Here is a 10,642-nt window from a genome sequence, read left to right as displayed (position 1 = left end):
CCCACCTTGCCCGCCATCCGGCGCGCACTGCTGGCTCAGCTCGCTGCCGCCATCCGGCTGCGATGTCCCAGATGCCGCGAGTTCATCGACCTACACAAGCGCGAATGAAAGTGCCGAAGTAGTGCTACGGACTCGAAGGTCGCGGGCGGGTTCCTGTCTCCACGAGGCGCCGCAGCTCGGCCTTGGCCACCTTCTCGAGGACGGACCGGGGGAATTCCTCCAAGACCCTGACCTCCACCGGGCGTTTGAAGTCCGCGAGGTGGGTGGCACATGCGGCATGGATGCGAGCCATCACCTCCACCTCCTCCACCCCCCCGGGTGGGTCCCGATGGAACAGCACGAAGGCGACCGGCACCTCGTCCAGCATCGGATGCCGTTTGGCCACGACGGCCACCTCTCGAACGCCGGGCACCGCTGCGATCACTGCCTCGATCTCCGAGGAAGCCACGTTCTCGCCACCCACCTTCAGCATGTCTTTCGCCCGATCGGCGAAGCGGATGCAGCCGTCCTCAAGCAGCGTCACCCGGTCGCCGGTGCGGAGGCGCCCGGCGGCATCGTAGCTGTCCGCCGTGGCGGCCGGGTTGTTCAGGTACTCGAGAAACAGAGAGACGCCGGGCACGCCGGTGATCAGCAGATCGCCCGTCTCGCCGGGCCCGACAGGGGAGCCGTCCCCGCGCAGGACATGGACGCCGTACTCCGGCGCCGGCCGACCGATCGCCCCCGCGCTAGTCAGCTCCGGGTCGCCGAGGATGGCGTGGCTGATAGTCTCCGTCATGCCCCACCAGCTGACGATCCCGACGCCCAGGCGCGCCGCCGCCGCCGGATCGGAGCGCCCCAGGCCGATAAGGCGGAGAGAGTGCCGTGCCGGGGTCTCCACATTCAGCAGCGCCTTGAGGCAGAACGGCGCCAGCGAGGCGAAGGTGGTGCGATGCTTCAGCGCGGCGCCCCAGAAGCGGCTGGAGGAGAAACGCGGCTGCAGAACCGCCGTGGCGCCTGCCCAAAGCGCGGCGAGTACCGAGTACGCCATCGCGTTGGCGTGGAACAAGGGCAGCACGACGTGGTGGACGTCGTCGGGATGGAGCCGCTCATGCGCCGCGTTGACCCGCGCGCCCCAGAGGGCGTTGGCGTGGGTCCAGACCACGCCCTTGGGCCGGGCGGTCGTGCCCGAGGTGTACTGGATTGCGACCGGTGGGGAGGGGTCGGGCGCGCGCCGCGGCGGGGCCGCATCCGCGCCCTCAGCAAGCAGGGCGTCGAAGGAGTCACCCCTGGCCGGCGCCTGCCCCGGCATAAGGGGTTCGCCGGCATCATGCGCCGTGACGGCAAGCCAGCGCAGCTCCGGCGCTGCCTCGTTCACCAGTTCCGCGTAGCGCGGCTGGGTGACGGCGGCGACGGCGCCGCTGTCGGCTACATAGTACCGGAGTTCGGGGAGCGCGCTGCGTGTGTTCGTGGTCACGGCGACCGCGCCAAGTTCGGCGCATGCGTACCAGGCGAGGAGCGCCTCCGGGCAGTTGTCGAGGTGCACCAGCACGTGCTGCCCTGGCCGGACGCCGCGGCGGGCCATGGCCGCTGCCAGATCCACGCACCGCTGCCGGAAGGCGGCGTAGCCCATCACCTTGGTCCGGCCGTCGAAAGGCTCCCAGATCAGGAAGGGATGGTCGCCGTGCCGCAGGGCCTGATTCCGCAGCAGCCAAGGCACGTCCATACCGAGGAATGGGTGGAGCATGGTCGATCTCCTCCCGCCGCACCTCATCCGCACCGGGGAGCCATGGGGGCGGCGCGCTGTAAGGGTTGCCCATTCTAGCCCGGATCATTCACGTGGGCTGACGGGCATGGTGCAAGCCGCTGACCGGCAATAGATTTCGGCTGTGACATTCGAAACCAGCCGTTTGCGGAGACCATGCCCGCCAAGGTTGAACCTACGCCGCCCCTCCCTGGCCTGTCACCGGTCGGCGGCAAGCTCCTGGTCGCGCGCTTCGATGGCGGGCGCCTGTCCTCCGATGGCGGCGTGCTGGCGCTGCGCAAGATCGAGCGCCGCCTCGGCGTCGCCGATCGTCTGGCCGCCTGCCTCGAGGACCCGCGGGCATGGGAGCAGGTCAGGCACGGCCTGGCCGACATCATTCGCTTCCGCTTCACTACACTCGCCGCCGCCCTCATCTGCCTGAACCAGGTCAGGCGGTTGTGTTAGGCGCTCTAATTACCCCCGGGTTCCGCCAGCCGCTGAGAGCCATGAGCCGGATCCCTGGTGAGTGATCTCCGCCGCGCGGGGCGCCGCGTACTCTTGAAAACGGGGCAGCGCAACCTCAACAGAATGTCCGGCCGGGGGGCCATTTGGAACCCGGCAGCGGGCGCCGACCAGCGCCGCTCGTATCCATGTTGCTTCGCAAGGAGGACCTGGAAATGAGGACCGAGTTCGACTTCACGCCACTGTTCCGCTCGACGGTGGGCTTTGACCGCATGCTGGACGCTCTGCTTGCGGCGGCCCGGGTCGAGCACCTCGAGAACTATCCCCCTTACGACATCGAGAAGCTCGGGGAGGACGAATACCGCGTCACGCTGGCGGTAGCCGGCTTCCACGAGGACGAGCTGACCGTCACCGCGCGCCAGAACATGCTGGTGGTTGCCGGCGACCGCCGCGACCGCGAGGGGGCGGGCGACGGTTCGGACGGTGGAGGTCGCCAGATCCTGCACCGCGGCATCGCCGCGCGCGCCTTTGAGCGCCGGTTCGAATTGGCCGACCACGTGGTCGTGGTGGGCGCCAGCCTGTCCAACGGCCTGCTGACCGTCGATCTCCGCCGCGAGGTGCCAGAGGCGATGCGACCGCGCCGCATCGAGATCGGCGCTCCGAGCCCTTCGCGGCCGCGCAAGCAGATCGAAGGCAAGCCGGAGGGCGAGCGCAAGGCGGCCTGAGCGGTCCCGGGCGGCGCCGCACGGACCTTGCCCGGCGACGGGCAGGGCTGCCGTAGTCCGCTCACCCACGCCAAGGGGCCACGCCACACCGGGGCCGCTGGCGGCGGGGACACAGCGGCGCGTCGCCGCCACCTCCGGAGGACGCCTGGGGCGACGCCAACACCTCTGAGTGCAGCCGGGCGGCAAGGTGGCGCGACCACCACCGGGCATGTGGCCGTTGAGCTCGTGGCCCATACCGGCGGAGGTGCCCCTGCCGAACACCCATATGCGCGCGCCGGGCACCACGACGAATCACCCCGACGAGGCATAGATGCACGACTACGACCCACGAGACTGGTGGTGGTCGCCGAACGGGAGCGGCGCCGGCCGTGACCGCGAGCCACGCGACCCCGACCTGGACCGCCTGGTGATCTGCGGCCTGGTCGGCGCGATCTGCCTGTGCCTGGCGTCCTTCGCGCCGCCGCCGCTCTTCGCGGCCGTCGCGGCCGAGCTGCTGCGCCTTGCGGCGCTGGGCAGCGCGCTGGAGGCGGTGCTACGCGGCGAACGCCTGCTGGAGGAGCGGATCACGGCATGGGACCAGGCGGCCGCCCTGGGCGCGACCGCGCTGCTCCTGGGGCTCGCCGCCGGCGCCTCTGCCGTGGAGCCGGGACCTGCAGGGTGAGAGACATCGCGGCAACGTCTTTCGCCACCCTCCTCGCGACGATCGGCCCGCTGGAGGTCGCGTCGGTGTTCGCGCTGCTGGCCGCGCGTGCCGGCGCGACGCTGCGGCGGCGCCTCGCCATGACCTCCTGCGGGATCGCGACCCTCGTGCTCATCGGCTTTGCCTTCGGCGGTGCGCCGGTGCTCGCTTGGCTCGGCATCGGGCTGCCGGCCTTCACCATCGCGGGTGCGATCCTGCTGCTCCTGCTTTCGGTGGACCTCGTCTTCGCGCGACCCAGCGGCCTCTCCTCGCTGACGCCGCGGGAGGAGCGCGAGGCGGAAGGCCACGCGGACATCGCCGTCGTCCCGCTCGCCATCCCGCTGATCGCCGGGCCAGGCAGCATGGCGGCGGTCGTCCTGCTGATGGATCGGGCGCGGACGGCCGTGGAGGCCGGGATCGTGCTCGGCATGCTGGTGCTGGTGATGGCGCTCACCCTCGCCGCGATGCTGGCGGCAGCGCGAGTGATGCGCCTGCTCGGCGTTGCGGGCGTGAATGTGGTGGCACGCGTCTCGGGCGTGCTGCTCGCCGCGCTCGCGGTGCAGTTCATGCTCGACGGCCTGGAGGCCGTTGGCTTGGTCGCGGCGGCGCAGCCCGCGCCTGTCCCGCCGCAGTGATGACGACGCGGATGATCGGAGAAGACGGAGCCTGCCCATGCGTATCGCCCAGATCGCCCCCTTGGCAGAGGCCGTGCCGCCGCTGCTCTACGGCGGCACGGAACGCATCGTGTCCTACCTGACGGAGGAGCTCGTGGCGCTCGGCCACGACGTGACCCTGTTCGCCAGCGGCGACAGCCGCACCGCCGCGCGGCTCGAAGCCATCACGCCACGGGCGCTACGGCTGGACGCCTCGATACGCGACACGGTCGCGCCTCACATTCTGATGTTGAGCCGCCTGCAGGAACGGCTGCGAGACTTCGACGTCGTGCACTTTCACATAGATCACCTGCACCTGCCGATGATGCGCGGCTCCGGTTTACCTTTCCTGACCACCTTGCACGGCCGGCTGGACCTGCCGGAGATTGCGCCCCTGTTCCAGGCGCATCCCGAGGCACCCTTCGTCTCCATCTCGAACGCGCAACGCCGGCCTCTGCCCTCCGCAAATTGGGCTGGCACGGTCCTGCACGGGCTGCCGACGGATCTTCTGCCCTTTTCGCCGCGCGACCGCGGCTATCTCGCTTTTCTCGGCCGTATCTCCCCGGAGAAGGGCCCGGACGTGACAATCCGCATTGCACGTGCCGCGGGCATCCCGCCGCGCATCGCGGCGAAGGTGGACAATATGGACCGCGCCTATTTCGAGACGGCCGTGCGCCCCCTGCTCGACGGCCCCGGCGTGGAGTTCATCGGCGAGGTGGACGAAGCACAGAAGGCCGAATTCCTCGGCGGAGCCCGCGCCCTGCTCTTCCCGATCCAGTGGCCGGAGCCCTTTGGCCTGGTGATGATCGAGGCGATGGCTTGCGGCACGCCGGTGGTGGCGTTCAACCGCGGCTCCGTGCCGGAGGTGATGGAGGATGGCATGACGGGTTTTGTGGTGGAGGACGAGACGGGCGCGCTTGGCGCTCTCCGGCGCATCGGATCGATAGATCGAACTGCGGTCCGCCGCGTCTTCGAGCGGCGCTTCACCGCGCGGCGCATGGCCGAGGACTATTTAGCCCTCTATCGCCGGCTCGGTGCCGCGCATGAGCGGCCGGTGCTGCGCGTTGCATGAGGCCCATCATGGACGGCGTTCCGGCCGGCACGCTGCCGACATCCTACCCGCCGGAGGAGGAGCGCTTCGCCGTCGCCGCCAGCGCGGCAACGGCGCTCGCGCTCTATAGGCCTCGCACGCTGAAATGCGGCGACAGCTTCCTCGTGCTCGACCATTACGGAGACGCACAAGCACTTTGTCCCGCGGCGGAGGGGCTGTTCCATCTCGACACGCGGCACCTCTCCCGCATGGCGGTGACCATCGAGGGCCAGCGGCCGCTGCTGCTCTCCTCCGGGATCAGCGAGGACAACGCGGTCCTGACGGTGGACCTTGCCAACCCCGACCTGCGGCTGGCGGGTGGCGGCACGCTGATGCGGGACACGCTGCATATCCGCCGCGTCCTGGTGCTGGGCGACGGCGCCTTGCACGAACAGCTGCACATCCGCAACTACGGTGCCGAGCCTGTCGCGCTCGAACTGGGGCTGGATCACGCGGCGGACTTCGCCGACATCTTCGAGGTCCGCGGCGCCCGGCGCGAGCGGCGCGGCACTATCCTGCCGGTTGAATGCAGTGCCGGCAGCGCTACCTTCGCCTATCGCGGGCTGGATGGGGTGCTACGGACGACACGAGTCACCTATGATCCGGCGCCGGACCGCCTCGACGACGGCCGGGCGCGCTACGCAATCCGCCTCGCTCCTGACGAGCAACGCACGGTCGCGCTGGCCGTGCGCTCCGGCCGCAGCGGTGCAAGTGGCGAGGCCGCGCAACCGGATGCCCCCGACCTCGGCTTCGATGGCTGGGTGGCGTGGCACCGCGCCTGGAGCGCTGCGCGGGCGAAGAACGTCGCGCGCATCCACACGAGCAACGAGGCCTTCAACGATTGGCTGAACCGCTCGCGCGCCGATCTCGACATGCTCTGCACCACCGGCGCGGGGGAGCCCTTTCCCTATGCGGGCGTCCCCTGGTTCAGCACTGCCTTCGGGCGGGACAGCTTGATCACCGCCTTACAGTGCCTCTGGCTCGATCCCGCCCTGGCAGCGTCCGTGCTGCGCCATTTGGCCGCGCGGCAGGCGAAGGAGAGCGATCCCGCGCGCGATGCGGAGCCGGGCAAGATCATGCATGAGACGCGCCGCGGCGAAATGGCCGCGACTGGCGAGGTGCCGTTCGGCCTCTACTACGGTTCAGTGGATGCGACCCCGCTCTTCGTCATGCTCGCGGCCGCGCATCTGGAGCGCACTGGCGACCGCGCACTGGCGCGCGAGCTCTGGCCACATGTCGAGGCGGCGCTTAGCTGGATGGAGCGATACGGCGACCGCGACGGAGACGGCTTCCTAGAATACGGGCGCCGCACCGCGGAAGGTCTCGCAAACCAGGGTTGGAAGGACAGTTGGGATTCTGTCTTCCACGCCGATGGCAGCCTCGCCAAGGGACCGATTGCGCTGGTCGAGGTGCAGGCCTATGCGCACGCCGCCTGGCTCGGTGGCGCGCGCATCGCACGCGCACTCGGTCGCCGGACGTGTGCGGAGGCGCTGGAGGCGCGCGCGGAGGCGCTGCGACGCCGCTTCGACGAGGCCTTCTGGTGCCCGGGCATCGGGACCTACGCACTGGCGCTGGACGGCGAGAAGAAGGCTTGCCGCGTGCGCAGCTCCAATGCAGGCCATGTGCTGCTGACGGGGATCGCGCCAGCCGAGCGCGCGGCCCGGGTCGCGGCGACGCTGCTCGAACCACGTTCCTTCTGCGGTTGGGGCGTGCGCACCATCGCGGAGGGCGAGGCGCGCTACAACCCAATGAGCTACCACAACGGGTCCGTGTGGCCGCACGACAACGGGCTGATCGCGCTCGGCCTCTCGCTCCACGGGCTGCGCAAGCCCCTGGTGCGGCTGCTCGGCGGGCTGTTCGACGCGGCGCTCTGGACCGACATGAAGCGGCTGCCGGAGCTGTTCTGCGGCTTTCCCCGCCTGCCTGGGCAAGGCCCCACCGCCTATCCGGTCGCATGCCTGCCGCAGGCCTGGGCAAGCGCCTCGGCCTTCGCGGTGCTCGGCGCGCTGCTTGGCGTGACCTTCCGGCCGGACCAGCGGCAGATCCGCTTCGTCCGCCCGGTACTGCCGCCCTGGCTCGAGATGGTGCGCATCGAGAACCTGCGCCTTGGCGGCGCCTCGGTGGACCTCGTGATGCATCGGCACGAGGGCGACGAGGTTTCGCTGCGGGTGCTGCGCCGCCGCGGGCGGATCGAGGTAGCGGTGATCAACTGACCAGGAAAGCGCCGGGGGCGCTGGAAGGCACCCCCGGCCGGGATCAGGCGTGCACCTGGGTCGGCGTGCCAGTCATCCACCAGAGGTGGAAAGCGGCCGCCGCCGCGACCAGGACGCCGACGATGATATGCATCCACATAGCGCCAGCCATCGCCAAGAAGCCCAGGATCCAGGGCGCCAGGACCGCCCAGGCCCCGAGGGCCAGGTTACCCCAGGCCGCCTGTGCGTAGCGCCAGGCGGCGGCAATGCCGACCAGAGCCATCGCGGCGCCGGTCAACCAGGCGCTCCACGCCGCCGTCTCCCAGTTGGTGAAGCCGATCGCCCAAGGCGCGGCGACCAGGAGCAGCCCGAGGACGATTTGGCTGCCCGCGGCAAAAGTCGCTGTCTCGTTCCTGCGCTTCATCGAATTGGCTCCTTCCAGGGGCCGGCTTGATGAAGGCCGGCACGGCCCTGGCCCCGCCAAGCCGCGCCGGCCATCGGATCACCTGGCGCTGACCGGAATGCGGCGCGTGCGCTGGGCCGCGCGCTCCGACCTCGGCAACGTCACGGTGAGGAGGCCGTTACGGAACTCCGCACGGACGCCTTCCTCCTCAACCTCCTGGCCGAGCGGGATGCGGCGCTCGAAGCGGCCGTACATCCGCTCGGAAATGCGGCGTTGCTTGTCCTCCGTCTCGGACCGCTTCTCACCGCGCACGACGAGGTCGCCATCCTCGATCAGCACCTGGATGTCCTTCTCGTCCACGCCGGGCACCTCGAAGGTGGCACGGATCTCCTTGTCGGTCTCCGTCACCTCGACGTTCGGCCAGCCGGGGGACACCGGCATGCCGAAGCCACGGAGCGTCTCATCGAAGAGCCGGTCCATTTCCTGGCGCAGAGCCGCGAAGGGACCAGCCGCCTCGCTGCGGAAGGCAGGGCTCATGCGCGAGCCGCTGCGCGCCCAGGGGACGACGTCGTGCATGTTCATGGAGTTCATGATTGCATCTCCTCCTTGTCACATGGGCCCCGGGGCACCCGCGCGACATCCGGCCTGACACCCCCGTCCAAGGCGGCAGGAGGCGTGGGCGGAATCGGTGGAGCGGCGCGGCAGCCCCGCGCTGGCGAATCCACCCGACAGGATCTGGCGATCCGCTATCGCGTGGGTAGATTCCTCTCCGCTCCCTGGCCACATCCTCCGGCGAGCGACGTGGAGGCGAGGAAGGTCCGGTGCCGTCTGGCGCCCGGGACCGAGCCCCGAAAGGGCACTCGACGGTCGACGAGATTGGAAGGAACGGTGCGATTTCAAGGGGCTGCGTGTTGACCGGAGCGATGTCGCGGCTTCTGTTCCGCCGCGCGGCGCCGGCGCGACCAGGAACCGGGACCTTCCCCAGCGCGCTGGGCTAAGGGAGAGAAGGAAGCACCGCCTCGCCGCGCGTTTGCCTCATGCGCGACCAGCGCGATGTTTCTGGTATGGACGAGGAGGGAGCCGCCGTGCCGCTCGATCTGCCCAACGGAATGCAAGGTCTCCGCAGCGAGCTGCGCGAGCCGCACGCCCTCAGCGGGCGGGAGCCATAGTCAGGTGCGCCTGATTGGACAACCGCGGTGGCGACGCGCAGCCGTGTTGCGCCTGAACCCGGAAGCCCTTGCGCGCCAGCGTCGGCTGAACCGGCTGCATTCCGCGTCGCTGGTCTGTGGCCTGGTGCTGCTTGCCGGCGCGACGGGGCTCGTGGTTGCGGGGCTCGAGGGGCTGGTGATCGCGGCCATCGCGGCATTGCTGTTCTTCCTACTTGACCCGGTGGTGCCAGGGGATCCCCTGTTCCGCCGCGCCTTCGGCGCCATCCGGTTGGCCCCCGCGCAGGCGCCAGAGCTGTCTCAAGCCGCGGCGGAGCTGGCGCGCCGGGCTGATCTCGCGGCGGTGCCTGCACTGTACCTGGTTCCCTCCCGTACGCTGCAGGCGATGGCCGCGGGAACCCGCGAAGAGCCCGCCATTGCGGTGACACTTGGCCTGCTAAAGACGCTGCCGTCACGCGAACTCGTCGGGGTGCTTGCGCACGAGATCGCTCATATCCGCCACGGAGACGTTGCGGTGATGCGCCTTGCGGCCGCCGCGGCATCGCTTACTCGGACCATGGCGTGGCTCGGGCTGCTGCTGCTGGCGTTCTGGTTGCCGGGTGCGCTGGCGATGGGCATGGCCCCGCCGCTCCTGACCATTCTGCTGCTGTTCTCCGCGCCGCTGGCAAGCGATTTGCTGACGCTCTCGCTGTCGCGGCGGCGCGAATTCCTGGCCGATGCGGGTGCTGTAGAGCTGACCGGCGATCCGCTGGGTCTGGCGGCCGCATTGACGCGCCTCTATCGGCTGCAAGGCGACGACTGGGAGAGGCTTGCGGCACGCGGCGCTGGCTGGCTGCATTGGTTCCGCACCCATCCCGGAATCGCCGAACGCGTGCGCCGCCTGAATGAGACGGTGGCGGCCGTGGAGCCCGCCTGGCCCAGCAGGATCTGGAATGGCGACATGCCGGTCCGTCTCGGGCAGCTTGCCCGACAGCATCCAGCTCAGGCGCTGGTACGTCGCTGGCTGCTCTGACCGGTTCGTGCAGGGAGCGCCTGCCGGCATAGGGCACCCGCCGCTTCGTCATCTGCACCGACAGCATCGCCGCCGCCAAGTCGATGGCGGCGTTCGATGCATTGCACGCACGGGCGCGTACGGTGTTGTTGGACCAAGCGGGGGCAAATAGAGAGAAGCGGTGGCGGTGTTACGTTGCGGGCTCTGGCGTCATTCCACCAGCCTCGCCCGAGGCTCCAACCAAGGCCAGCCGACATCACCGTGACAACTCCCCTGCGGCTTGTTGGGCGACCTGACCGCGGCCGCAATGGCGATCCTCCGGAACCTGCACCGCATCGTTCGCTAAGGCGTCAGGGCGCCGGCGCCCGCGCTGATTACCTGGCATTTCGGCACCTGCGATCCGCGGTTCCGCGGATATGCCGGGGTATTTGCCCGATCGCGTCCCGGATGGTGGTGTAGGAGGCGGCCGCTGGGATGATGGCGGTCACCGTGGTGGTTCTCGGTAGGGTTGGGTTGCTGAGACCGACAACCCGAACCTCGGACCGCCACGATGACCGACGA

At 69.7% G+C, this 10,642-nt stretch carries 9 protein-coding genes and 1 pseudogene; 7 read left to right on the top strand and 3 right to left on the bottom strand.

Annotated elements, in window-relative coordinates; translation table 11 throughout:
* Positions 1-124 precede the first annotated feature (124 nt).
* Positions 125-1,723 carry an AMP-binding protein gene (locus H7965_RS26615; protein WP_222440833.1) on the bottom strand — a complete coding sequence of 533 codons (1,599 nt, stop codon included), beginning with the start codon at positions 1,721-1,723 and terminating at the stop codon, positions 125-127.
* A 174-nt stretch (positions 1,724-1,897) separates the two neighbouring features.
* On the opposite strand from H7965_RS26615, the pseudogene H7965_RS31380 reads away from it, so the two are divergent.
* From H7965_RS31380 to H7965_RS26585, 6 genes and pseudogenes are all read left to right on the top strand, one after another.
* A pseudogene (locus H7965_RS31380) lies at positions 1,898-2,179 on the top strand (transposase); the annotation flags it as partial.
* A gap of 218 nt (positions 2,180-2,397) precedes the next feature.
* The gene (locus H7965_RS26605) at positions 2,398-2,907 is read left to right on the top strand and encodes an Hsp20 family protein (RefSeq protein ID WP_186773572.1); all 510 of its coding nucleotides are present in this window, start codon (positions 2,398-2,400) and stop codon (positions 2,905-2,907) included.
* Between the two features lie 310 nt (positions 2,908-3,217).
* Positions 3,218-3,568: a hypothetical protein gene (locus H7965_RS26600; RefSeq protein WP_186773571.1), complete on the top strand. Its 351-nt coding sequence runs from the start codon at positions 3,218-3,220 to the stop codon at positions 3,566-3,568.
* On the top strand, positions 3,565-4,221 hold the full coding sequence (locus H7965_RS26595) for a MarC family protein (RefSeq protein ID WP_186773570.1): 657 nt from the start codon (positions 3,565-3,567) through the stop codon (positions 4,219-4,221). Before H7965_RS26600 ends, H7965_RS26595 begins: the two co-directional genes overlap by 4 nt.
* A 37-nt stretch (positions 4,222-4,258) precedes the next feature.
* Positions 4,259-5,311, top strand: a complete 1,053-nt coding sequence (locus tag H7965_RS26590) for a glycosyltransferase family 4 protein (RefSeq protein ID WP_186773569.1) — start codon at positions 4,259-4,261, stop codon at positions 5,309-5,311.
* An 8-nt stretch (positions 5,312-5,319) separates the two neighbouring features.
* Positions 5,320-7,542 (top strand): amylo-alpha-1,6-glucosidase, encoded by a 2,223-nt coding sequence (locus H7965_RS26585; RefSeq protein ID WP_186773568.1) that lies wholly within the window; start codon positions 5,320-5,322, stop codon positions 7,540-7,542.
* A gap of 43 nt (positions 7,543-7,585) precedes the next feature.
* Here H7965_RS26585 and H7965_RS26580 read toward each other — a convergent pair whose 3' ends face one another.
* Complete coding sequence (locus H7965_RS26580; RefSeq protein WP_186773567.1) at positions 7,586-7,945, bottom strand: SPW repeat protein; 360 nt, start codon at positions 7,943-7,945, stop codon at positions 7,586-7,588.
* Positions 7,946-8,023: 78 nt separating this feature from the next.
* Complete coding sequence (locus H7965_RS26575; protein ID WP_222440831.1) at positions 8,024-8,515, bottom strand: Hsp20/alpha crystallin family protein; 492 nt, start codon at positions 8,513-8,515, stop codon at positions 8,024-8,026.
* Between the two features lie 621 nt (positions 8,516-9,136).
* Between H7965_RS26575 and H7965_RS26570 the strand changes: the two genes are divergently transcribed.
* Entirely contained in the window at positions 9,137-10,102 is a 966-nt protein-coding gene (locus H7965_RS26570) for a zinc metalloprotease HtpX (RefSeq protein WP_186773566.1), read from the top strand.
* The last annotated feature ends 540 nt before the right edge of the window (positions 10,103-10,642 follow it).

The organism is Siccirubricoccus deserti, assembly GCF_014283215.1.
Classification (GTDB): Bacteria; Pseudomonadota; Alphaproteobacteria; order Acetobacterales; family Acetobacteraceae; genus Siccirubricoccus; species Siccirubricoccus deserti.
The sequence above is the reverse complement of the archived record's forward strand: the minus strand, read 5'-3'. Positions and strand labels throughout refer to the sequence as shown.